The 22,904-nt window shown below is 67.0% G+C and carries 26 protein-coding genes; 14 read left to right on the top strand and 12 right to left on the bottom strand.

The features are described 5' to 3' along the window. Positions 1-24: 24 nt before the first annotated feature. Both mobB and mobA read right to left on the bottom strand, forming a co-directional pair. A complete protein-coding gene (gene mobB, locus G015_RS0113020) occupies positions 25-561 on the bottom strand; it encodes a molybdopterin-guanine dinucleotide biosynthesis protein B (RefSeq protein ID WP_018138156.1) in 537 nt (178 codons plus the stop codon). Between the two features lie 64 nt (positions 562-625). After that, positions 626-1,192 carry a molybdenum cofactor guanylyltransferase MobA gene (gene mobA, locus G015_RS0113015; protein ID WP_018138155.1) on the bottom strand — a complete coding sequence of 189 codons (567 nt, stop codon included), beginning with the start codon at positions 1,190-1,192 and terminating at the stop codon, positions 626-628. 137 nt (positions 1,193-1,329) lie between these two features. Between mobA and G015_RS0113010 the strand changes: the two genes are divergently transcribed. From G015_RS0113010 to G015_RS0112990, 5 genes are all read left to right on the top strand, one after another. After that, entirely contained in the window at positions 1,330-2,853 is a 1,524-nt protein-coding gene (locus tag G015_RS0113010) for a nodulation protein NfeD (RefSeq protein ID WP_018994730.1), read from the top strand. Positions 2,854-3,172: 319 nt separating this feature from the next. Further along, a complete protein-coding gene (locus tag G015_RS0113005) occupies positions 3,173-4,018 on the top strand; it encodes a slipin family protein (RefSeq protein ID WP_018138022.1) in 846 nt (281 codons plus the stop codon). Between the two features lie 14 nt (positions 4,019-4,032). Continuing rightward, on the top strand, positions 4,033-4,938 hold the full coding sequence (gene xerD, locus G015_RS0113000) for a site-specific tyrosine recombinase XerD (protein WP_018138023.1): 906 nt from the start codon (positions 4,033-4,035) through the stop codon (positions 4,936-4,938). 94 nt (positions 4,939-5,032) lie between these two features. After that, positions 5,033-5,746, top strand: coding sequence for a DsbC family protein (locus G015_RS0112995; RefSeq protein ID WP_018138024.1), 714 nt, complete (start codon positions 5,033-5,035; stop codon positions 5,744-5,746). Positions 5,747-5,807: 61 nt separating this feature from the next. Continuing rightward, the gene (locus G015_RS0112990; RefSeq protein ID WP_018138025.1) at positions 5,808-6,209 is read left to right on the top strand and encodes an OsmC family protein; all 402 of its coding nucleotides are present in this window, start codon (positions 5,808-5,810) and stop codon (positions 6,207-6,209) included. Between the two features lie 277 nt (positions 6,210-6,486). On the opposite strand, the gene trxA is transcribed toward G015_RS0112990, so the two are convergent. Beyond that, positions 6,487-7,362 (bottom strand): thioredoxin, encoded by an 876-nt coding sequence (gene trxA, locus G015_RS0112985; protein WP_018138026.1) that lies wholly within the window; start codon positions 7,360-7,362, stop codon positions 6,487-6,489. Between the two features lie 318 nt (positions 7,363-7,680). On the opposite strand from trxA, the gene parE reads away from it, so the two are divergent. Both parE and G015_RS0112975 read left to right on the top strand, forming a co-directional pair. After that, the gene (gene parE / locus G015_RS0112980; RefSeq protein WP_018138027.1) at positions 7,681-9,567 is read left to right on the top strand and encodes a DNA topoisomerase IV subunit B; all 1,887 of its coding nucleotides are present in this window, start codon (positions 7,681-7,683) and stop codon (positions 9,565-9,567) included. Positions 9,568-9,692: 125 nt separating this feature from the next. Continuing rightward, complete coding sequence (locus tag G015_RS0112975; RefSeq protein WP_018994278.1) at positions 9,693-10,265, top strand: Spy/CpxP family protein refolding chaperone; 573 nt, start codon at positions 9,693-9,695, stop codon at positions 10,263-10,265. Positions 10,266-10,309: 44 nt separating this feature from the next. Here the strand turns inward: G015_RS0112975 and G015_RS0112970 are convergent, their stop codons facing one another. The 4 genes from G015_RS0112970 to G015_RS0112955 form a co-directional block, all read right to left on the bottom strand. After that, the gene (locus G015_RS0112970; RefSeq protein ID WP_018138029.1) at positions 10,310-10,636 is read right to left on the bottom strand and encodes a DUF3634 family protein; all 327 of its coding nucleotides are present in this window, start codon (positions 10,634-10,636) and stop codon (positions 10,310-10,312) included. 12 nt (positions 10,637-10,648) lie between these two features. Beyond that, complete coding sequence (locus tag G015_RS0112965) at positions 10,649-11,446, bottom strand: M48 family metalloprotease (RefSeq protein WP_018649087.1); 798 nt, start codon at positions 11,444-11,446, stop codon at positions 10,649-10,651. Positions 11,447-11,590: 144 nt separating this feature from the next. Next, a complete protein-coding gene (locus G015_RS0112960; RefSeq protein ID WP_020146860.1) occupies positions 11,591-12,538 on the bottom strand; it encodes a nitroreductase family protein in 948 nt (315 codons plus the stop codon). 51 nt (positions 12,539-12,589) lie between these two features. Continuing rightward, positions 12,590-13,693 carry an alkene reductase gene (locus tag G015_RS0112955; RefSeq protein WP_038038672.1) on the bottom strand — a complete coding sequence of 368 codons (1,104 nt, stop codon included), beginning with the start codon at positions 13,691-13,693 and terminating at the stop codon, positions 12,590-12,592. A gap of 160 nt (positions 13,694-13,853) precedes the next feature. Here G015_RS0112955 and G015_RS0112950 point away from each other — a divergent pair, with 160 nt between their 5' ends. The 3 genes from G015_RS0112950 (at position 13,854) to G015_RS0112940 (ending at position 16,053) form a co-directional block, all read left to right on the top strand. Next, the gene (locus tag G015_RS0112950) at positions 13,854-14,402 is read left to right on the top strand and encodes a glutathione peroxidase (protein WP_018138033.1); all 549 of its coding nucleotides are present in this window, start codon (positions 13,854-13,856) and stop codon (positions 14,400-14,402) included. 380 nt (positions 14,403-14,782) lie between these two features. Beyond that, complete coding sequence (locus G015_RS0112945; protein WP_018138034.1) at positions 14,783-15,145, top strand: nucleotide pyrophosphohydrolase; 363 nt, start codon at positions 14,783-14,785, stop codon at positions 15,143-15,145. A gap of 143 nt (positions 15,146-15,288) precedes the next feature. Further along, on the top strand, positions 15,289-16,053 hold the full coding sequence (locus tag G015_RS0112940; protein WP_018174563.1) for an SDR family NAD(P)-dependent oxidoreductase: 765 nt from the start codon (positions 15,289-15,291) through the stop codon (positions 16,051-16,053). A gap of 133 nt (positions 16,054-16,186) precedes the next feature. On the opposite strand, the gene G015_RS0112935 is transcribed toward G015_RS0112940, so the two are convergent. Both G015_RS0112935 and G015_RS0112930 read right to left on the bottom strand, forming a co-directional pair. Then, the gene (locus G015_RS0112935; protein WP_020146859.1) at positions 16,187-16,852 is read right to left on the bottom strand and encodes a DUF3012 domain-containing protein; all 666 of its coding nucleotides are present in this window, start codon (positions 16,850-16,852) and stop codon (positions 16,187-16,189) included. A gap of 144 nt (positions 16,853-16,996) precedes the next feature. Beyond that, positions 16,997-17,626, bottom strand: coding sequence for a MarC family protein (locus G015_RS0112930; protein ID WP_018138037.1), 630 nt, complete (start codon positions 17,624-17,626; stop codon positions 16,997-16,999). 287 nt (positions 17,627-17,913) lie between these two features. Between G015_RS0112930 and G015_RS0112925 the strand changes: the two genes are divergently transcribed. The 3 genes from G015_RS0112925 (at position 17,914) to G015_RS0112915 (ending at position 20,155) form a co-directional block, all read left to right on the top strand. Beyond that, positions 17,914-18,183 (top strand): hypothetical protein, encoded by a 270-nt coding sequence (locus G015_RS0112925; protein ID WP_020146858.1) that lies wholly within the window; start codon positions 17,914-17,916, stop codon positions 18,181-18,183. 15 nt (positions 18,184-18,198) lie between these two features. Further along, the gene (locus G015_RS0112920; RefSeq protein ID WP_028490932.1) at positions 18,199-18,645 is read left to right on the top strand and encodes an archease; all 447 of its coding nucleotides are present in this window, start codon (positions 18,199-18,201) and stop codon (positions 18,643-18,645) included. A 79-nt stretch (positions 18,646-18,724) separates the two neighbouring features. Continuing rightward, positions 18,725-20,155 carry an RtcB family protein gene (locus tag G015_RS0112915; protein ID WP_020146856.1) on the top strand — a complete coding sequence of 477 codons (1,431 nt, stop codon included), beginning with the start codon at positions 18,725-18,727 and terminating at the stop codon, positions 20,153-20,155. A 34-nt stretch (positions 20,156-20,189) separates the two neighbouring features. Here the strand turns inward: G015_RS0112915 and G015_RS0112910 are convergent, their stop codons facing one another. Together G015_RS0112910 and G015_RS0112905 are read right to left on the bottom strand one after the other, a co-directional pair. Continuing rightward, a complete protein-coding gene (locus G015_RS0112910; protein ID WP_020146855.1) occupies positions 20,190-21,389 on the bottom strand; it encodes an NnrS family protein in 1,200 nt (399 codons plus the stop codon). 277 nt (positions 21,390-21,666) lie between these two features. Beyond that, positions 21,667-21,999 carry a DUF3634 family protein gene (locus G015_RS0112905; RefSeq protein WP_026182187.1) on the bottom strand — a complete coding sequence of 111 codons (333 nt, stop codon included), beginning with the start codon at positions 21,997-21,999 and terminating at the stop codon, positions 21,667-21,669. Positions 22,000-22,224: 225 nt separating this feature from the next. On the opposite strand from G015_RS0112905, the gene G015_RS14180 reads away from it, so the two are divergent. Further along, positions 22,225-22,602 (top strand): PilZ domain-containing protein, encoded by a 378-nt coding sequence (locus tag G015_RS14180; protein WP_083925142.1) that lies wholly within the window; start codon positions 22,225-22,227, stop codon positions 22,600-22,602. On the opposite strand, the gene G015_RS0112895 is transcribed toward G015_RS14180, so the two are convergent. After that, positions 22,548-22,904 (bottom strand): integrase core domain-containing protein (locus G015_RS0112895; protein ID WP_020146568.1); only part of this gene is annotated, 357 nt, incomplete at its 5' end. The two genes, G015_RS14180 and G015_RS0112895, sit on opposite strands and share 55 nt — an antisense overlap.

Raw genomic sequence — 22,904 nt, 5'->3', positions numbered from 1 at the left:
GCTCGGCGTCTCCGGGGCAGGTGTTCAGGGGTTCAGGTTGAAGTGGTCAATGATAAAACGCGCGACCGCATCGGGGTCGTTGATCGGCAGCAGGGGGCCGTCGAAGTCCAGCTCGGCAGCATCGGTCGCGACCGCGATCACGCCGGGGATCTCCGGGTAGAGCGGGGGCTTGCCGACAGAGGGGCGGTGGACCTCGATCTTCGGCAGGTCAGCCTGCTTGAAGCCCTCGACCAGGATCAGGTCCGCGCGTTCCGGGTCCAGGCGCGAGCAGAGCATGTCCAGGTCCGGTACGCGGCCATCGTCGGTCTCCGGGGTCTCCACCATCAGCGCATAGCGCCGGCAGGAGGCAACCAGCATCTGGTCCGCACCGGCATGGCGCAGCTCGTAGCTGTCCTTGCCGGGGGTATCCACGTCGAAGGCATGGTGGGCATGCTTGATCACGGCCGGGCGCTGGCCGCGGGCGCGCAGGGCGGGGATCACCGCCTTGAGCAGGGTGGTCTTGCCGCTGCCGCTCCAGGCGGCAAAGCCGATGCGCGGGAGGTTGGTCGGGATTGGGTTCATGGCCACCTGCTTGCGTTATGCACGCCCGAGTATAGCGATAACCGGTGGCAGCGGGAGGGGGCGCTCAGCCGACCAGGTCTTCGGGCGTGTTCAGGTTGACGAAGGCGCCGGGCTGGTCGGAGAAGTCGACCACCGTGGCGCCAATGTCGCGAAACCAGCGGCCGACCGCGAGTGGGCCACGTGCGAGATCCGTCTCCAGGCGCGCGGCCAGCTCGGGTCTGAGCAGCGCGAATAGCGGTTGCAGCCGTTCGCCGTCGTGGGCGATCGCGGCCGGGGCGGCGCAGGAGCCCAGCGCCTGGCCCAGTCTTGCGGCCAGATTCGGAGGCAGGTGCGGGGCATCCACCGGGACACAGAGCAGGGTGTGGCCGGGGGCGTGCGCCCATGTCGCGGCGATCCCGGCCAGCGGCCCCGGGTAATCGGGGCGCGTATCCGGCAGACAGGGAAACCCCAGCGCCTGATAGCGGTCGATATCGGTGTTGGCGCTGATCACGATGGAGTCCACTTGCGGCCGCAGACGTTCGATCACCTGTTCCACCAGTGGGCGGCCCTGGTACTCCACCCAGCCCTTGTTGCGCCCGCCCATGCGTCGACCCTGTCCGCCGGCCAGGACCAGGCCGAGTGGCGGATGCATTGCCTTGTTCGTGGGGGATGCGGACATCGGGATTGGGGAATCAGCGGCGCAATAGCCTATGGTTTAGGGTGGGGGCACGTACCGGGTGAAGCGTTGCCGAGTGTACGACGAAACAGGACCGACGGGAGAGGAAGCCCATGAAGCGAGGCGGCATGCGCCTCTGGCGAACCGTAATCTGGCTGGCGTTCCTGCTGCTGGGGGCCGGCTGGCTGGCGATGTCCACGCTGGCGGACACCGGGCAGCGGCAGGCACTGGTGCTGACCGTGGAAGATGCCATTGGTCCGGCCACCGGCGATTACATCCGCCGCGGTATCGAGCGCGCGGAGGCCGAGGACGCCGAGATCATGGTCCTGATGCTGGATACCCCGGGCGGGCTGGATTCCAGCATGCGCAGCATTATCCGCAACATCCTGCAATCGGATGTCCCGGTGGTCACCTATGTCCACCCTTCGGGTGCCCGCGCGGCCAGTGCCGGGACCTACATCCTCTACGGTTCGCATGTCGCCGCGATGACCCCGGCCACCAACCTCGGTTCTGCCACGCCGGTGCAGATGGGCGGAGGCGGCCTGCCGGGCATGGATCCGCCGGAAGAGGAGGAAGAAGAGGCCACCGACGAGACCAATGGCAATGGCGACAACGGTAACGGTAACGGCAACGGCAACGGCAACGGCAACGGCGACAACGGCGAGGTCGAACCGGCCACCGAGGAGGAACTGCTGGAAGACGATCCCCCCTCACCCCGCCGGGGCGGCGACGCGATGGAGCGCAAGGTGCTGGAAGATGCGGTGTCCTACATCCGCGGCCTGGCCGAGCGCTACGACCGCAACGCCGAGTGGGCCGAGGAGACAGTGCGCGAGGGCTCCAACCTGACCGCGACTGCCGCGCTGGAACAGAACGTGATCGATTTCGTCGCGGACAACCTCGACGACCTGCTGGCGCAGATCGACGGCCATACCGTGCGTATGCACGACGGCGAGCGGACGCTGTCGACCGAGGGGCTGGAGATTGTGCGCATGGATCCGGACTGGCGCACCCAGTTGCTGTCGCTGATCACCAACCCGAATATCGCCTACATCCTGATGCTGATCGGGATATACGGCATCATCTTCGAGCTGGCCAATCCGGGCGCGATCTATCCCGGGGTGATCGGCTCGATCGCGCTGATACTGGCGTTCTTCGCGCTGCAGGTGATGCCGGTGAACTACGCGGGCCTGGCGCTGATGCTGCTGGGCATGATTTTCATGATTGCAGAGGCCTTCGTACCCAGTTTCGGGGCGCTGGGCATAGGAGGAATCGTGGCCTTTACTGTTGGCTCCATCATCCTGTGGGACGACCCGCAGCTGAATGTGGCGATCCCGCTGGTGATTGGCACTGCCATCGCTATCGGCATCCTGTCGGTCTGGGTGCTGGGCCGGCTGTTCAGCCTGCGTGGCAAGAAGCCCGCCACCGGCTACGAAGAGATGATCGGCATGATCGGCGAGGCGCGCGAGGACTTCGACCAAAGCGGTCGAGTCTGGGTCCACAGCGAACAGTGGAACGCGGAGACTTCGGCACCGGTCCGCGAAGGACAGAAGGTGCGGGTGACCGCAATCGAAGGACTCAGGCTTCGGGTCGAACCCGTGACTGAAGAAGACACCCCGGGCACTGCCTCGGCCGGCTAGGGAAACACTGATTAATGTACACACTCGCGTTGGTACCCCAGGTTTTCCGAGACAAGGCGCGGTGCGCAGCCGGTAGTGGTTCTACCGGCAAGGGCCGCAACGCAGGATCGGGGAACCTGGGGTGCCAACCCTACGACTTAATTAACGAAAGGGCTCGGCCGCTTTTGCGCGCGCACGGCGTTGCGGCTCCCTTGTGCAGAATGACTGCACGGCGGTCACCGCGCCTTGTTCGCACGCAAAAGCGACTCGAGCGCGAGCGTGTACATTAAACAGTGTTTCCCCCGCCGGCGCGGCACCCTCAACACAGAAGGAGCAGGACATGAACGATCTCGGTTTCTTTGTCGTCCCGCTAGTCATCCTGGTCGCCATCATCGTGATGTCGATCAAGGTGCTGCGCGAGTACGAGCGCGGCGTCATCTTCTTCCTCGGCCGTTTCCAGTCGGTGAAGGGCCCGGGCCTGATCATCGTGATTCCGGGCATCCAGCAGATGGTGCGGATCGACCTGCGCATCATCACACTCGACGTGCCCAGTCAGGACGTGATCTCGCAGGACAACGTGACGGTGCGGGTGAACGCGGTGCTGTACTTCCGCGTGGTGGATTCCGCCAAGTCGGTCATCCAGGTCGAGGATTACTACGCTGCGACCAGTCAGCTCGCGCAGACCACGCTGCGCTCCGTGCTCGGCAAGCATGACCTGGACGAGATGCTCTCCGAGCGCGACAAGCTGAACAACGACATCCAGGAGATCCTCGATTCACAGACCGATGCCTGGGGCATCAAGGTCACCAATGTCGAGATCAAGCATGTCGACCTGGACGACTCGATGATCCGCGCGATCGCGCGCCAGGCCGAGGCCGAGCGCGAACGTCGGGCGAAGGTCATCCACGCCGAGGGCGAACTGCAGGCGGCCGAGAAGCTGGTCCAGGCCGCGCAGCAGATGGAGGCGAGCCCGGCCGCGCTGCAGCTGCGTTACCTGCAGACGATGTCCGACATGTCGACGAACGGCAACGCCAACTCGATCTTCTTCCCGCTGCCGCTGGAGCTGACCAAGGTGTTCGAGAACCTCGCCGGCAAGTTCCGCGCGGAGAACCCCGAGGCGCCGGGCAATCCGATGGGTGGTCTCGGCAATCCCGGCAATCCGGGCAACCCGGGAGGTAACCCGTAGGCCGCGCGCGGGCCGTGACCGCAGCGGCAGTCCAGTCCGACACCCTCGACCGCTTCCTCGACGAGCTCTGGGCGGTCGAGGGCCTGTCGGATCACACCCTGGCGGCCTATCGCCGCGACCTTGAGGCCCTGGCGCGCTGGCTGCACGGGCGCGGGGTCGCGCTGGAGACGGCCAGTGGTGCCGATCTGCTGGGATTCGTCAGCGCCCGCATGCAGGCGGGCGCGCGGCCAAAGTCGATTACCCGTGCCCTGTCCAGCCAGCGGCGCTTCTACCGCTACCTGGTGCACCAGGGCGAGCGCGAGGATGACCCCAGTGCCGGGATCGAGTCCCCGCGCGCCGGGCGCCCGCTGCCGGACAGCCTGTCCGAAAGCCAGGTCGACGCGCTGCTGGCGGCCCCGGAACTGGATACCGCAGTCGGCCTGCGCGACCGCGCGATGCTGGAGCTGATGTACGCGACCGGCCTGCGCGTGTCCGAGCTGGTCGGCCTGGAGCAGTCCGAGGTGAACACCCGCCAGGGCGTGGTGCGCGTGACCGGCAAGGGCGACAAGGAACGCCTGGTGCCGCTGGGGGAGGAGGCCGTGCACTGGCTGACACGCTATCTGCGCGAGGCCCGGGCCGACCTGATGGCCGGTCATCCGCCGGTGGATACCGTGTTTGTAACGCGGCGTGGCCGGGGACTGACGCGTCAGGCCTTCTGGTATCGCATCAAGCACTATGCACGGGTGGCCGGCATCGAGGCGCCGCTGTCGCCGCATACCCTGCGCCACGCGTTCGCGACCCATCTGCTGGACCACGGGGCGGATCTGCGCGTGGTGCAGATGCTGCTGGGCCACTCCAGCCTGTCGACGACGCAAATCTATACCCACGTCGCACGCGCCCGCCTGCAGAGCCTGCATGCGGAACATCATCCCCGCGGCTGACGTCTATTACCCCAGTTTCGTGCCAGAGCCGGGCGGGCCGTATTGTTGGGCCTGCTAGACTGGCCTCCTTTTTTGTACAGCCACGAGAGAGTCCATGTTTGTAAAACGCGCACTGCCCCTGGCCGTCCTGCTGGCCGCCTTCACTACCACCGCCGCCGCGACCGATGCCATCGAGGAGCGCATGGCCGAGGTCATCCCCAATGCCGAGATCGACAGCATCCAGGAAACCGGCATGGACGGGATCTACGAGGTGCGCTACGGCACCGAGATCTTCTATGTGTCCGGGGATGGCAAGTACCTGCTGCAGGGCAACCTGATTGACCTGGATACCCGTGACAACCTGACCCAGGGTTCGCTGCGGGGCGTGCGTGCCGACATGTTCGCCGAGATCGACGACAGCGAACTGGTCGTTTATTCACCGAACGGCGACACCCGCGGCGTGCTGAACGTGTTTACCGATCCGAATTGCCCCTACTGCCGCGAGATCCACCAGGACATCCCGCAGTACCTGGAGGCCGGTATCAAGGTGCGCTACCTGATGTTCCCGGTGCTGGGGCAGAACTCCCCGGAGATCATGGACCGGATCTGGTGTGCGGATGACCGCGAGGACGCGATGGATCGCGCCAAGGCCGGTGACACTCTGGACGACATCGACGGCAGCTGCGGCACCCCGCAGGACGCGCACATGGCGCTGGGCCAGCAGCTGAATTTGCGCGGCACCCCGGCCCTGATCACCGAGGACGGCCAGCAGATGTCCGGCTACCAGGAGCCGGAGGCCGTGATCGAACGGATCGTCGGCAGCAACTGACCGAACGGATCGCCCGGACCGCAGCGGACGGGCCGGGCGCATTCTTCCAGCGGAGGTTTCGATGCTCGAATACGAGTTGCGCGTTGAACGACTGGACTCGCACGGCAGTGTGGCCAGCGCCAAGCAGGCCGAGATCACCCTGGACACCGACATGGACGGGCGTGACGATGCGCTGAGCCCGCCGGAGCTGCTGCTCGCATCGCTGGGGGCCTGCATGGTGAGGGGTATTCAGCGGGCCCTGCCAATGTTGCGCATGGAGATCGACACCCTGTCGATCCAGTTGCGTGGCTGGCGCCAGGACGACCCGCCCGCAATCGCCAGAATCGAGTACCGCATCGAAGTCGGGACCGACGACGATGAGGAGATGCTGGAGATCCTGCACCGCAACGTGCAGAAGGGCACGATCTACTCGACCCTGGCCGCTGGGACCGAACTCACCGGAGAGCTCGTCGCCAGCACCTGATGTTGCGCTTTCGTAGGAGGCCAGCCCCCTGGCCGATGGGGTGCTGCCGTATCGCGCGCACGCGTAGCCCCGCCCGCGCCGGATGTATTCCCGGTGGCTACGGCAGGGGTTCGGCGTCCGTCGGATGGGTTGGCCTGCGTCTGATCGCCGAGAGGGCTCGGCTCCTACAGCGCTGGACCGCGCCCCTCGTAGGAGGCCAGCCCCCTGGCCGATGGGGCGCATGCAGGAGCGCGGTCGCCCGCGAAGCCCCTGTTCGAGCGGATTCCCGAGCGTCTCCTTAGTACAGAAGTGACGCCATCTGCCGCCGGTACTGTCCGACCAGCGGATGGTCATCCCCCAGCACCTTGAATGCGGCCAGCAGGCCCTTCTGGCCGGCGCCGTCGTTGTAGGCGCGGTGCTGCTTCATCAGTTGCAGGTACAGCCCCAGCGCCTCCTCGGCGCGGCCCGAGAGGATCGCGTAGGCGGCCATCTTCTCCAGTGCCTCGGGGCTGGGGTTGCCGGACTGGATCTCCGTCGCCACGGCCTGCGGGTCGATGCCGGCCGCGGTCTTGGCGAAGACTAGTCGCGCACGCAGTTCCTTCACCGCGTCCTGTTCGTGCTGGTCCAGCGGCAGCTTGTTCAGCTCCGCTTCGGCGGCGTCCGCATCGCCAGACTGGGCCAGCGCTCGGGCCAGCTCGATGCGCAGGTCGCCATTGTCGGGGTCTTCCTCGAGCGCGGCCCTGAGCGTGGCCAGGGCACCGTCCACATCGCCGGTTTTCGCCTGTTCGCGCGCCTGTTCGATGATCCTGTCCGAGGGCTTTTCCAGGTAGCGGTCGATCATCGCGCGGATGTTCGGCTCCGGCTGTACGCCCATGAACTGGTCCACCGGCTTGCCGTGGCGAAACACCATCACGGTGGGCAGGCTGCGCACGCCGTACTGCTGGGCCAGGGCCTGCTGCTCGTCGCTGTTGACCTTGGCCAGGCGGAACTTGCCGGCGTACTGCGCGGCCAGTTGCTGCAGGAGCGGCATCAGCTGCTGGCAGGGCCCGCACCAGGCGGCCCAGAAGTCGACCATGACCGGGCGGCGGGCGGATTCTTCCAGCACGGCCTGCTGGAAGCTTTCCTGGGTGACGTCGAGGATATCGTCGCCGGTTATGCTCGCGGCTTCTTCCATCGGAAACCTCCTGTGAAGACGGGGATACGGAATCTGTCCTGCATTGTTGGGATCGGAACCGGGATTGCAAGCAGCCTTTCCCCCGCGGGCTTTGGTACGCTGCGCACAGGCCACCGCGCTGGCCACGAATACGGTTGCCCCGTCATTGCGAGAAGGCGTAGCCGACGAAGCAATCTCCCCGGGCGGCTCCGACGCTGGCCCGGACCAATGTCGGTGGTTTCGTTGGGAGGTTGCTTCGTCGCTTCACTCCTCGCAATGACGGTGCCTGTTCAGAAGGCCGGGTTCGGCAAAGGGCATGATCAATAAAGGGGTTCCTGTGTGAGCTATTCCGCATCCGATATCGAGGTCCTCGAGGGGCTGGACCCGGTGCGCAAGCGCCCGGGCATGTATACCGACACGACCCGCCCGAACCACCTCGCGCAGGAGGTGATCGACAACTCGGTGGACGAGGCGATCAGTGGCCACGCCAAGCGCATCGACGTGATCCTGCACAAGGACGACTCGGTATCCGTTTCCGATGACGGCCGTGGCATGCCGGTGGACCTGCACCCGCGCGAGAACCGCCCGGGGGTAGAGGTGATCCTGTCCACGCTGCATGCAGGCGGGAAGTTCTCCGACAAGAACTACCAGTTCTCGGGCGGCCTGCACGGGGTGGGCGTGTCGGTGGTCAATGCCCTGTCGCAGAAGCTCGAGGTGCAGATCAAGCGTGACGGGCGCGAGTACCGCATGGCCTTCGCCGGCGGCCACAAGACGCAGGACCTGGAACCGGTGGGGGAGGTCGGCAAGCGCAATACCGGCACCACGCTGCACTTCTGGCCGGACCCGCAGTATTTCGATTCGGCGAAGTTCTCGGTACCTCGGCTGAAGCACATCCTGCGCGCCAAGGCGGTGCTGTGCCCGGGTCTGACCGTCACCTTCCGCGACGAGACCACCGGCGAGGCCTGCGAGTGGTGCTATCAGGCGGGCCTCCGCGACTATCTGGTGGAGGCGCTGGACGGCCTGGAGCGCCTGCCGGAGGAGCCCTTCATGGGCGCGATGGCCGGCGCCACCGAGGCGGTGGACTGGGCGGTGACCTGGTTGCCGGAGGGCGGCGAGGTCGTCAGTGAGAGCTACGTGAACCTGATCCCGACCACCCAGGGCGGCACGCACGTGAACGGCCTGCGCACCGGTCTGACCGACGCGGTGCGCGAGTTCTGCGAGTTCCGCAGCCTGCTTCCGCGCGGTATCAAGCTGGCGCCGGAGGATGTCTGGGAGCGGGTCGCCAGCGTGCTGTCGTTCAAGATGCAGGACCCGCAGTTTGCCGGGCAGACCAAGGAGCGTCTGTCTTCGCGTCAGGCCGCGCCGTTTGTCTCCGGCGTGGTCAAGGACGCCTTCAGCCTGTGGCTGAATCAGCACCCGCAGCAGGGCGAGCGCATCGCCGAACTGGCGATCCAGAACGCGCAGAAGCGCAGCCGCGCCGGGCGCAAGGTGGTGCGCAAGAAGGTCACCCAGGGCCCGACGTTGCCGGGCAAGCTGGCGGACTGCGCCAGCCAGGACCTGGAGCGCACCGAACTGTTCCTGGTCGAGGGCGACTCGGCCGGTGGCTCTGCCAAGCAGGCGCGCGATCGCGACTTTCAGGCGATCATGCCGCTGCGCGGCAAGATCCTGAATTCCTGGGAGGTCGATCCGGACCAGGTGCTCGGATCGCAGGAGATCCACGACATCTCCGTGGCCCTGGGCGTGGACCCGGGCCAGGCCAGCCTGGACGGGCTGCGCTACGGCAAGGTCTGCATCCTGGCCGACGCGGACTCCGACGGCGCGCACATCGCCACCCTCCTGTGCGCGCTGTTCCTGAAACACTTCCGGCCGCTGGTGGAGCGGGGGCATATCTACATCGCGATGCCGCCGCTATATCGCGTGGACGTCGGCAAGCAGACGTTCTACGCCCTGGACGACGACGAGAAGGCCGGGGTGCTGGAACGCATCGAGGCGGAAAAGCTGAAGGGCAAGGTCTCCGTAACCCGCTTCAAGGGCCTCGGCGAGATGAACCCGCTACAGCTGCGCGAGACCACCATGAACCCGGACACCCGGCGCCTGGTGCAGCTCACCCTGGACGCCGCCGACGACACCCAGCAGCTGATGGACATGCTGCTCGGCAAGAAGCGCGCCTCCGAACGCCGCGCCTGGCTGGAAGGCAAGGGCCACCTGGCCGACGTCGCCGTTTAAGGAAGTCACGTGCCCATGCATGTGCTCGTGCTCGGTTGGTTGCCCGCGCTTGTAGCGGAACCCGACCATCCCTTAGGGGGTCGATCATGCGTTATGCCCGACGAATCATCCCCAAGGAGTCGCTGATGAAATCTCTGGCCCCAGTGCGCTGGGTTATCGGGTTGGCGCTGGCCGGCTGTATGGCCCCCGCGCTGGCCAACCCGTATACGACGCTGCAGGACCGCGAGATCAAGGCCCTGTCGGCCGAGGAGCAGGAGGGTCTGCTGGATGGGCAGGGGCTGGGGATGGCCCTGCCGGCGGAGCTGCATGGCTATCCCGGTCCGCTCCATGTGCTGGAGGTGGCCGATCAACTGGATCTCAGTGCCGAGCAGCAGGCGGAGACCGAGCGGCTGTTCGATGCCATGCGCGAGCAGGCGCGGGAGCTGGGGCAGCGGATCGTCGATCTGGAGCGTGAGCTTGACGAGCGCTTTGCCTCGCGCGAGATCACCAGCGACCAGATCGAGGCGCTGACGGTCGAGATCGGCGAGTTGCGTGGGCGGCTGCGCCACGTCCATCTTTCCCACCACCTGGAAATGGACGAGCTGCTGTCGGATGAGCAGAAGGAGGCCTACCAGCGTGCCCGTGGCTACGACGAGGATCGGCCCGGCGCGCACGGACATCAGCACGGCCACGATCACCACCATGGCCACGGCCACTGATCGGGGCGCCGTTCAAGGGCGCGAATCGGCGCCCCAGTGCTCTTTTAGCGGCGTTTGCGGCGGCGCCGACGGCCGAGCTTGATGCGCTTCAGGGCGGTTTGCAGCTCGCCCTGCGCCTCGCGGGGGATGGAGCCGGAGGCGCGCAGGCGTGCGCCCTCGCGGGTGCGCATCGCGGTCAGGCGGCCGCGCTGGATGCCGTAGCGCCGGGCGACATCCCGGGCTGTGTGCTCGAAGTGCATGGGCACGTCGCCGCGCCGTGCCCGCGGCTTGCCGTCCACGATCTCGAGGCTGAACAGGATGCTGGCCTGCCAGATGATCAATGCCGCTGCGGCCAGCAGCAGCGCAATCATCAGCAGTAACGCGGTGAGCATGGACATTTCGGTCTAATCCGACTCCGGTTCCGGTAGTGCTTCGACCTGGCGGCGAAAGCGCTGGAAATCATCGCTGTCTCGAGCCAGCCCGTCCAGTGTTTCCTGCGGGAGCGCGTCGATCCGCGCCTGGGTGTTCTCCACACGCTCGCGGGTGGTGGGGTGTGTGGCGAAGAACTGCTCGACCCGGCCGGGATCCCGGTCGCGCTCGTCCAGCAGGGTTTCGAAGAACGAGACGAGGCCAACGGGGTGGATACCGGCATCCACCAGGTAGCCAATGGCCACGTCGTCCGCCTCGCGCTCCGCCTCGCGGCTGTAGCCGGCGAACACGCCCGCGGCGCCGACCTGCACGGCCACCTGCTCCGCCGCGCCAGGGTCGCGTCCGAGAATCACGCCGTAGACGACGGCGAGCCCCATTTCGGCCTGCTGCGCACGGCGCCACTGGTCGATGCCATGGCGCTTCACCACATGCCCGACCTCGTGCGCCAGCACGCCGGCCAGCTCGGACATGTCATCGGCCCGCTCGATCAGGCCGCGGTAGACATAGATATGGCCGCCGGGCACGGCGAAGGCGTTCACGTCCGGCCCGTTGACGACGTAGAAGGTGTAGTCGATCTCTTCGCGATCGTCGGCCACCGCCGCGATCGAGCGGCCCAGCGAATTGATGTAGTCGTTGATGGCCGGCTCTTCGACGATGGGCAACTCCGCGTTCATCTCCTCGGCCAGTTCCTCGCCCAGCTGGCGTTCCTCCTGCACCGAGACTCGCGGTGCGCAGGCGCTCGCCAGCACAAACACACCGACCAGGGCCAGCACTGCGGCCCGCCGTCCATACGCCCTCTGTATTCCTTGTGTTGTCATGCTGTCCCTCTCGTGCTGTCGCGTGCCCTTGTGTCTCCAACATAGAGCGTTTTGGCTCGCGCGGGGAGGGCCGGAATCGTACCTGGGTCTGCGTTTGCCTCAGTGTTTCAGCAAGTCGTCCAGCGGGCGGCGCGGCGTAGGGTGGGATGTGCCGTCCGGGAGGCCCAGCGCGAACAGCAGTTGCGGCTGGCCCCCACCCAGGGTCTCGGCCAGTTGCGGGCGCCAATCGGCCTGCTGGACGGGCTGATTCAGGTAGCGGGCGCATAGCCCGTGCCGGGCGGCTTCGAGCAGTACGCGCTGCAGGGCCTGTCCGGCGGTCAGCCACTGCATCGGACCCTCGATTCCGGTGCCCAATGCCAGCAGCAACGGGGCCGCCTGTGCCGCCCTTGCCTCGCCGCGCGCCATCGCGCGGGCGGGCACCAGATGGCGGACGCTCCAGCGGGCCAGGCCGCCGGTCACACGACCGACCGGCAGGCCGTCGCCCCGGGAGGCCGGGCGCATCCACTGCGCCAGTTCGCGGCGCCAGGCGGGATTCTTCCATTGTGCAGCGGTCGCCGCGCGGATCAGGTTGGCGACCTCCTCGCGGCGCTCGTCGCCCGTGATCGGGCGCAGCCAGGCCCCTTCCTGGCGGGCGGCATGCACGAGTGTTTCGACGATGTCCGGGGAGATTTCGCCGGTGAGAAACCGGCCACGCCAGGAGCGGCGTTCACCGATCCATTCTCGCAGTGGTTCCAGGTCCTGCTGGCCTGCTCCCCCATGGTGCCCAGTCAACAGCCGCACGAACGGGCCGTCGCCCGCCTGTTCCGGCCGCACGTTCAGGCCCTGGCCGTCCGCGGCGGCGGCCACGCGCAGGTTCAGCACCGCACAGCCGCAGCTGATGATGCGTTCGCGCCCGGTCGGGTCGTTCACCGGGAGCGAACGCGTCGGGTCGGTCCAGACCTCCACCCCCGCGCGGTCTACACGGAACCGCCAGGGCTGGGTGTTGTGCGAGGAGGGCGCCTGCCCGGCCAGGCGTAGCCACTCGCGGATGACGGGGTCGATCTGCATACCGCCAACATACCGCTACGCCTTCGCGCTGGCGACGGGTTGGTCAGGGCACTAGTCGAGCGCGGGGTAGTCCGTGTAGCCGTGTTCGTCGCCACCATAGAAGGTTGCCTCGTCCCACTCGTTCAGCTCCGCATGGCGGCGGAAGCGTTCCGGCAGGTCCGGGTTGGCGATGAAGGGGCGGCCGAAGCTCACGAGGTCGCAGCGCCCGGCGTCGATGCGCTGACGGGCCTCGTCGGCGGTGTAGGCGCCGTTGCCGATGTAGGTGCGGCTGAAGTGTTCGCGGATCGCGTCGATCACGGGTTCCGGGCGGCCGGATTCGTGGTTGCCCTGGAACGAGTCCTCGACGACCTCGATATAGCTGATGCCGGTGGCGTCCAGCTCGCGGGCAAAGGCGCTGTAGGTAGCCAGCGGGTCGTCGTCATGCATGTCGTTGAAGCTGCCAGTGGGGCTCACGCGGATGCCGACTCGCTCCGGTCCCCATACCCCGATGACCGCGCGCACGACCTCCAGCGGCAGGCGCATGCGGTTCTCGACCGAGCCGCCATAGGCATCGGTTCGCTGGTTGCAGCCGCTGCGCAGGAACTGGTCCAGCAGATAGCCATTGGCCGCGTGGATCTGCACCCCGTCGAAGCCGGCCGCTCGCGCGTTCTGCGCCGCCTTGCGGTACTGCTCCACGATGTCCGGCAACTCGTCGGTCTCCAGCGCGCGGGGTTCGAGCACCTCCACCATGCCGGAGTCCGCACTGACAAACGTGTAGGCACCTTTGGGCTGGATGGCGGAGGGCGCGACGGGCTGGGCGCCATCGGGCTGAAGCTCCGGGCGCGAGATGCGGCCGACATGCCACAGCTGGGCCTGGATGCGGCCCCCGGCGGCGTGCACCGCCGCGGTGACCTTGCCCCAGCCGGCGACCTGCTCGGCCGAGTAGATGCCCGGCGTAAAGGCGTAGCCCTTGCCCTGCGGCGATACCTGGGTCGCTTCGCCGATGATCAGGCCCGCTCCGGCACGCTGGGCGTAGTACTCGGCGTTCAGCTCCCAGGGTGCGTCGCCCGGCTGGGCGGCGCGCGAGCGCGTCAGCGGTGACATCAGTATCCGGTTGGGCAGTTCTAGATCGCCAAGGCGATACGGGCGGAAAAGCGGGTCGCTGGAAGCGGTCATCAGGTTCTCCATCTCGGTTGAGTTCGTTCCGTGCGGGGCGTCGGACCGGAACGGGCCGGCGGACGTTCCGCTGCAGGGCGTCACCGGCATCGGGTGGGCGATGCGCAGAACCCTGGCTGTTACCGATGGTCTGAACGTCGAGCTATCGCGGAGATTCGACATGCCCCTGTTCATGCGCCTGTTCGCTGCCATCCTGCTGGTCTTTCCTCTGGCGCTTGCCAGTGCCGCCGAGCCTGACCGGGCGGCGTTGTTCGAGCACGAGCTGGGTCGATTGCACTCCTCCGAGGTGGTCAATCTGCAGGAGCGCTTTCAGGGGCACCCGCTTCTGATCGTCAACACGGCCAGCCACTGTGGCTACACCGATCAGTTCGGCGGGCTGGAACGGCTGCACCAGGATTACCGGGACCAGGGCCTGAAGGTCGTCGGCTTCCCCTCGCACGACTTCAACCAGGAGGCGGATGACGAGGCGGAGACCGCGCGTGTCTGTTTTCAGAACTTCGGCGTGACCTTCGATATGTTCAAGCCGATCGGCGTACGCGGTGACGGTGCGCACCCGATCTTCCGCGAACTGGCGCGCCAGGCCGACGCCCCGCGCTGGAACTTCTACAAGTACGTGGTGGACCGCGACGGCCGGGTGGTCGCGCACTTCCCCAGCCGGGTCGGCCCCAACTCCACCGACCTGCGCGGCGCGATCGAGAGCATCCTGTAGTACGTCTTTCGCGGATGCCGGCCCCGGCGCTCAGGGCAGCGGGACGAACTCGTGCTCGTCGCCCGGGCCTTGCCGGAAACAGCCGCCTTACCAGTTCTGTCTGGTTTGTCCGATACGCTCCTGGCGCAGCAAGCGTCTACTCGGGAGCGTTCCCGGGGCTGTAAGGCGGGTTCTTCCGCCGCACAGGGGGCGGGCTAGGCCTCGCATGCCTGCTCGTCAGTACGTGCGCTGTTCCCGAGCGAGCCGGGACCTCCGGCGTTCGAACATCCCGGTGGCGCCAGTTCTGTGCCTGCGCGGGCGATTACCAGGCGGATTACGGCGCGGCGAGAGTTCGTTACGGTGTCGAGTCCAGAGAAACGGATGCGACAGGAGCGATGGCCATGGGGTCGACCAACACGCGGGGGCTGGATGAGCTGGCGATGCGGCTGGAGGCGTTCGTCGAAGAGCGCGACTGGGCGCAGTTCCATTCGCCGAAGAATCTCTCGATGGCGCTGGCGGGTGAGGTCGGCGAGCTGATCGAGCACTTCCAGTGGCTGACCGAGGAGCAGTCGCGTGGCCTGTCCGGCGAGGCGCTGGAAGAGGTTCGGGCCGAGATCGCAGATGTGCAGATCTATCTGCTGATGCTGGCGCGCAAGCTGAACATCGACCTCGTGCAGGCCGCGAGCGACAAGCTGGAAACCAACGCGAAAAAATACCCGGTGGACAAGGCGCGAGGCCGCGCACGCAAGTACACGAACCTGTAGATCGCTCGTTCGGCCCGCCGGGAGTCGTATGCGGCAAGAGTCGTGACCCGGATCAAGATGCCTGGCCTTTGCCGGGCTGATAATGGTTTTGTCCGCGAGCGCCTTGCCGCGGTTACCCGACTGCACGATGAAGGAGACACAGCATGAGTCCCTTGGAAGGAAAAGTGATCGCAATCACCGGTGGTGCCGGTGGTATTGGCGAGAGCACGGCGCGCATGGCGTACGAGCAGGGTGCCAGTGTGGTGATTACCGACCGCGAAGCCGGGCCGGTGGAGGCCATCGCCCAGTCCCTGGGCGAGCGTGCGGTAGGTCTGGCCGTGGACGTCACGCGGCGCGAGGACAACGAGCGCATGGTCGCGACGGCACTGGAACGTTTCGGGCGCCTGGATGGCGTGTTCCTGAACGCCGGGATCGAGGGCGAGGTGGGCCCGTTCGACAGCCGTTCCGACGCGGCTTGGGAAAAGGTCTTTGCCGTCAACGTGCATGGCGTACGTCTGGGCGCGGAGGCGGCCCTTCCTGCGCTGCGTCGCGGCAATGGCGGCAGCATCGTGATCACCTCCAGCGTAGCCGGGCTGCGCGGGGCTGCGGGCCTGTCGCCCTATGTGTCCAGCAAGCACGCGGTGGTGGGCATGATGAAGTGCCTGGCCGCCGAGCTGGGATCGGAGAACATCCGCGTGAATACGCTCAACCCCGGCCCGGTCGCGAACCGCATGATGCAGTCCATCGAGGAGCAGGCGAACCCGGGCCACGCCGACGAGGTGCACAAGTCCTTCGAGGCGCGCATCCCGCTGGGCCGCTACGTCAGTAATGAGGAATGCGCCGGGATGGCGGTATTCCTGCTGTCCGACGCCGCCTCCGGCTGCACGGGCAACACCTTTGTTGTCGACGGCGGCCTCTGCTCGCAGTAGTCAGCCGGGACGCGCCACTCGTCATCGTGCGGCGCGCAAGGCGCTGACGTCATTGCGAGGCCCCGCAGGGGCCGCGGCAATCTGTCGATTGAACCTGCAAGCGGGGCTCCGGGAGCTATGCCGGGGCCCCGCATCAGCGCCCCACGCAGTGGTTGGCAAAGGCGAAGGCGTCGTTCATCGTCCATTGGGCCTGGGGCGTGTTGGCCATGGCGTCGCACCATGCGGGACTGCCAACCGCCTGCGCGCCACCGGCGAACGTGGCCTCCATCTGCCGTTCCAGCCGCTCGTTGGTCCGGGCGAAGTTCAGCCACGCCATCTCCAGGGCCGGCGTTGCATGCGCTGTCTCGACACGCATGATGTTTTCTTCCAGTCGATCCAGCGACTGCTCCATGCGCCCTTCCAGTTCCAGCATGCGCTGGTGGTTTTCCGGGGCGTCAAACGACGCCTCCATGACCTCCATCTCGTGTTCCTCGATCGACTCCATGAAGACGATCATCTCGCTCGCCAGTTGTTCCAGGCGCGGCGTCAGTTCTTCGGTCAGCCAGGTGGCGTGCTCATTGGCGGCCTCCCGGCTTTCGACCCCGGCCAGTTCCGCACTCATGGTGTCGAATAACTCGATCCAGGACTCCAAAAAGCCGATCGCGCGCTCCATGGCCGGCGCTTCCGGTTCTTCCTGGATGATGGCGTCCGATTCCGCGGCCTGGGCCGAGTCGTTCGACTGGCCGCAGCCGGAAAACGTGATCAACACGAAAGCCAGCCCCGCGATGGCTGGCGCGGTAAAGCTCGGTAGGGTGTTCATGGCTGCCTCCCTCGGTTCCCCCTAACCGAACACAAATCAATGCAACAGGATGGGAACCGCGGCCAACAGCGAACGGAATGCGAACAGGCGGCGATTACCTAGTTCATAGCAGCAAACGCACCGGTTTGCCGAGGTGCAAGTTCGTCAGCCCAGCAGGCCGCTTTGCTCGAGGCCGTCGAATATGAACTGCATGGCCAGTGCGCAAAGCAGCACGCCGAGGATACGGGTCAGCACATGGGCGCCGGTGACCCCCAGCAGGTGCTGCAGGCGTGATGCCACCAGCAGACAGATCAGGGCCAGCACCATGATCGCCGCCAGCGCGCCCAGCACCACCGCCTGGGCCATCCAGTCATCGCCGGCCCGGCTCATCAGCAGGATTGCCGCCCCCATCGCGCCCGGCCCGGCCAGCATGGGGGTCGCCAGCGGGAATACCGAGATGTCGCCCCGGCTGCGCGCCTCGCTGGTTTCCGCCGGGGTCGCCGAGACCCCGCCGGAGCTGCGCGCGAAGACCATGTCGATCCCGATCAGCAACAGCAGGATGCCGCCGGCGGTGTACAGCGCCGGCATGGTGATGCCCAGTACCGACAGCACGGCCTCGCCGAATAGCGCGAACAGCATCAGGATGGCGGTCGCCAGCAATGCCGCGCGCCAGGCCACTCGGCGTCGCTGGGCCCGTGTCATGCCCTGGCTCAGCACAGCGAACACGACCGCCACGTCCACGGGGCCTACGGTCACGAAGAAGGTCGCCAGTGCGACCACACCCAGTTCCAGCATCTTTCTCCCCGATCCCTTCGTGTTGCGTGCCTGGTTCTGCTGGCCGCCGCGTTGCACGCGGGCCGTCCATGGCCTACATCATTGCAGATGCACGAGCCCTTTGCGGGCCCCGCATGAAGGACGCAGTCCCGTGCATCCGCTTCCTGGTCGCGCGCAGTCGACGTTGATCATCAGGCGCTTGCGGGTGCCGATGGCCTGACTTCATTGCCACAGGGGTGCGCCCGCCGTTCGCATAGGCCACCCGCCGGCTCGGGCAGTGGCTGCAGGGCAACATGCCGGAGGAGACCATGGCGCTGTCAATCGAGGAACTTTCCCGGGCGCGGGAGGTGGTCAGCGGCCTGCTGGAGGAGCTGCACCTGAGCAACTACACCTTCGATGTCGAACCACGCGACGGCGGCTGGGAGATCCAGATCGAATGCGCCGCGGACTCCGGCTGGGTCACGCACACCTTCGCCGCCACGCGGGAGCAACTGCAGCACTGTGACGACGCCCGTGTGCGCCAGCAACTGCTCGACGCCTGGGCGGGACCTCTGGCTGCCTGTCAGTGCGCGCGCTGAGCCGGCCGCGTCGGCATGAGCACAACGCCGCCTCCGGAGGTCCCGGCCGAGCGATGGGAGCATTTCCCGCACGTCGCCGACATGGGGGTGCGCGGTTTTGGTGGGACCCTCGGCGAGGCCTTTGCCGCTGCCGCGCACGCGATGACCGCCGTGATCACCGACCCGGAGACCGTGCGCCCGGAGATTTCGGTGGAAGTCCGCGCGCAGGCCGCGGACCCGGAGATCCTGTTCTATGATTTTCTCAACGGCCTGGTGTACGAGATGGCCGTGAACGGTCTGTTGTTCTCGCGCTTTTGTGTGCAGATCGAGGGTGACCGCCTGCTGGCCGAGGCCTGGGGCGAGAAGACCGAGGTTGCGCGTCACCAGCCCTGCGTGGAGGTGAAGGGGGCCACCTTCACGCAGCTGGACGTGCGCCGCGAGGACGACGGGCGTTGGGTCGCACAGTGCGTGCTCGATATTTGAGCATGCCCCGTGCGGCGTATCCCGTCGTGTCTCGCCCTGACGGCCATGACGGGAATACCCCGGGCCGGGAGGAACCACCATGGACCTGAGCCGCTTTGCCCGCCTCTCCGACACCGCCTGGCAGCTCGAGCCCGGGGGCGACATGCGGGTCCCCGCGATCATCTACGGCACGGCCGGGCTGATCCGCCAGATGGACGACAAGGTCGCCGAGCAGGCTACCAACGTTGCCACGTTGCCCGGCATCGTCCAGGCCTCTTACGCGATGCCGGATGCCCACTGGGGCTACGGCTTCCCGATCGGCGGTGTGGCCGCCTTCGACCCCGACCAGGGTGGCGTGATCTCGGCCGGCGGGGTGGGCTTCGATGTCTCCTGCGGGGTGCGCACCCTGCACACCGGGCTCGTCCGCCAGGACATCGAGGCGGTGAAACGCGAGCTGGCGGATGCCCTGTTCGCCACGGTCCCCGCCGGCGTCGGCAGCACCGGGCGAATCCACCTGCAGGATCAGCAGATGACCGAGATGCTCGCCGGCGGCGCCGCCTGGGCCGTCTCCCAGGGCTATGGGGAGAACGCCGACCTCGACCGCACCGAGGAACGCGGCCGCATGCCCGGCGCCGACCCGCACGCGGTGTCCGACTTCGCGCGCAAGCGCCAGCGCAAGGAGATGGGCACCCTGGGCTCCGGCAACCACTACCTCGAGGTGCAGCATGTCACCGAGATCTACAATGAGGATGTGGCCCGTACCTTCGGGCTGGAAGGCGGCGCGGTCGTGGTCAGTATCCATTGCGGCTCGCGCGGGCTGGGGCACCAGATCGGCACGGAGTTCCTGCGCGAGATGGCACTGGCCGCCGAGGAGCACGGGATCCGTTTGCCCGACCGCGAGCTGGCCTGCGCACCGATCCGGTCGGAGGTGGGCCAGCGCTACCTCGGCGCGATGCGCTCGGCCATCAACTGTGCGCTGGCCAACCGCCAGATCATCACCCACCTGACCCGTCAGGTCTTTGCCGACGTCCTCCCCGCAGCGCGGCTGGATCTGCTCTACGACGTCTCGCACAACACCTGCAAGACCGAACGCCACTTGGTCGACGGCCGCCAACGCGAGCTTTACGTGCACCGCAAGGGCGCCACCCGTGCCTTCGGCCCTGGCCACCCGGAGATCCCGGCGGCCCTGCGGGATGTCGGCCAGCCGGTCCTGATCGGCGGCTCCATGGGGACCGCCTCGTACATCCTGGCGGGCACCCGCGAGGCCGAGGACCTGTCATTCAGCTCCGCCTGTCACGGCGCTGGCCGGGCGATGAGCCGCCATCAGGCCACCCGCCAGTGGCGCGGGCGCGCCCTGGTCGATGAACTCGCCGCCCGCGGCATCGTGATTCGCAGCCCCAGCCTGCGCGGCGTGGCCGAGGAGGCCCCAGGCGCCTACAAGGACGTCGCCGAGGTCGTGCAGGCCACCCACGAGGCCGGCCTTGCCCGCCTCGTCGCCCGCGTCGAACCCCTGGTCTGCATCAAGGGCTGATCGCGTCCCGCCGGAAGAGGGCGCGGAAAGGCTCCTAGCCGTAACGGCCGTCGGTGCGCGGTTTGACCAGCATCGGGGCGTACACCCAGACGAATCCGGCGAAGGCCGCGATCCACAGGAGTTGCGAGGTGCCCATCCAGGTTGCGGTCAGGGCCGGCCAGAGCAGGGGCCCGGCCACCCGTGCCAGCGTCCCGATGGCCAGCAAGGCGAACAGCACGCCCAGGATGCGTGGCGGATCGAAGACATTGCGCCCGGTGTGGCCCAGGGCCACGCGCGTCATCATGCCCAGGGTCATCAGACCGATGCCCCCGTAGGTAAAGGCGTGCAGCGCGGCCATCGGGGCGAGGGGCGTGAACTCGGTCGCGGCCCGCAGCGCAAAGCCGATCACGATCCAGCCGTAGGCCAGCATCAGCACCCAGAGCAGCGGCTTGCCCCACAGCGCCGGTGTATGCCAGCCCGCCCAGCGCACGCCATGCGCCAGGGCCAGACCGGCCGCCAGCGCCGCTGCGACCGTTGTCCAGGGCAGGAAGACTTCGACCAGCCAGAAGGCCAGCAACAGCACCAGGGCCAGGCGGTCCAGCCAGGCCCGGTTCACCGGCGTAAAGGCACCGTCCAGGCCGCGCTCGATAAAGAACGGGATGACCCGGCGTCCCATCATCAGGATCAGCGACAGCACCAGGTAGACCCCGGAGTAAAGTCCCAGGCGCTGGCCGCCGTCCAGCAGATCGAAGGCGCCCAGATAGAACAACCCGTTACTCGCCCCCAGCAGCGCGACCTTGCCGATTACAGCGAGCTGGGCCCACTGGCGCGCCTGCCATACCGGGCGGGCCAGGGCGGCCAGCAGCCACAGGGTGAAGACGAGATCAAACAACGCCATCGCGACCAGCCCAGGGTCCCCGAACAACGCCGCCATCCGGCCACCGAGCCAGAGTCCGGCCAGCACCAGCAGCGAGGGGCCGTGGGTCGTCTGTATGTCGGTCCAGTTGCGCACGGCCGTGAGCAGGAAGCCGGCGATCACCGCCATGCCGTAGCCAAAGATCAGCGTGTGGCCATGCCAGGCGAAGGGTCCGCCAAAGGCGGCCGTGGGCAGCGCCGCCATATCGACGTGGTAGAGCCAGGTCCACAGACCCGCGACCAGAACGGCGTACAGCCCGGCCAAGAGGAAGAACGGACGAAATCCCAGGTGGCTCAGGCCGAAGCGATACTGCCCGGACTCCTCGATGTTCAGCTTCATGTTCGCCCCCCTTGGCTCCGCCGCGCCGTACCCGTCTTCTCTACGGGCACCACCCACAAAATCGACCCTTGTCGATATCTTGCATTCTATCTGCCGCTTAGTGCGAGCCGACCTCCAAGCCGCCGGTCGCATATGCGAGGCGACTCGATGCGATCCAAGGTCAAAAGGCACGCTGGCCCCGATGGTTCGGGGATCATGGGTGGCAAAGGGAGGTCTGGTGTTGAAGGGGTGGCCTCATCGTCATTGCGAGACCCCGGCTATCGGCCGAACCGTCCTGCTATCCGGTCGCGCGCATGCCGCCGCCACCTCCGCCGCCCGGCGGGGGCGTCCAGACGTTGCGAAAGGCCTGGTGGGTCTTTGCTGGCAGGTCGCGGGAGAAGCGCAGTTGCACGCCCGCGTCGGTGCGCACGGCGGCGATTCGGCCCCGCTTGAGCCCGAACTGGCGTGCCACGTCCTCGCAGCCACGCAGGAAGCCGGCCGGGGGCTTGCCGCGCCGCACGCGGGCCGTCCCGTCGCGCAGCTCCACCGAGAACACCTGCCGCGCATGCCAGAGCATCAGCGCGACACCCAGGCCCAGCAACAAGAGCATGATCAACAGCGTAAGGAGCATCACCGAATGGGGCGCCAAGTGGGACGAGAATCGGCGCCCAGTGTAGCGCACGCCATCCTGCGTCGATCGCATGTCACAGCGGCGAGCTGGGGTCTCCCGATGCGTGCGGGGCGAAGTGCGGGCGGTTCCGCATCGCCCGCGAGCCGGGGCCAGACGCATGTACTACAGTCCAAAGAAAGACACGAACATGCCGTAGCGGAATGAGCTGCGGAGGGAGTGTGGCCAATGGAGCTTCGCGAAGGGCGTCGCAGGGCGATCGGCATGACCGCCGAGGTGCAGACTCGATCCGGTGCCCCAGGGTATCGCGCCCGTGGCCGGGTCCGGGATGTCAGCCTCAGCGGGTTGTACTTGGAGCTGCCGATTTCCGGTCTCTCCGAGAATTCCAGAGTGCGGCTGATTGTAAGCCCTGAAGAAGCGCCCGACGGCCGGACCCATGTCTGGCATTGCATCGTCATGCGCCTGGACGAGAACGGCGCGGGCGTGATGTTCGAAACGGAAGACCCGACCAACGTCGACGGCCTCCTCGACCTGATGCGCGAGTGTAGTGGTCAAGTGATTTCGGACACCTCGATCGGTGTTTCGGCTGTCCATTTTCGCTCGTAGGCGTTAGGCGACAGGTAGCCCAGGGTCGAGTGCCTTCGGCGCTCGTTGTAGAAGCCGACGATGTAGTCGGTGATGTCCCGGGTGGCCTCGCCGTGATTGGCATAGTCCCGTCGCCAGACGCGCTCCATCTTCAGGTTTAGGAAGAAGCGTTCGGCCACCGCATTGTCCCAGCAGTTACCCCGCCGGCTCATGCTGGCCCGGGCGCCGTGCTGCACCAGCAGACGCCGCCAGGCGTCGCTGGTGTACTGACAGCCCTGGTCGGAGTGCACCAGCAGCCCCGGCTCGGGTTGCCGGCTCTGCAG

Source organism: Thioalkalivibrio sp. ALJ15, assembly GCF_000383695.1.
Lineage (GTDB): Bacteria > Pseudomonadota > Gammaproteobacteria > Ectothiorhodospirales > Ectothiorhodospiraceae > Thioalkalivibrio.
This window is presented reverse-complemented; position numbering and strand designations above follow the sequence as displayed.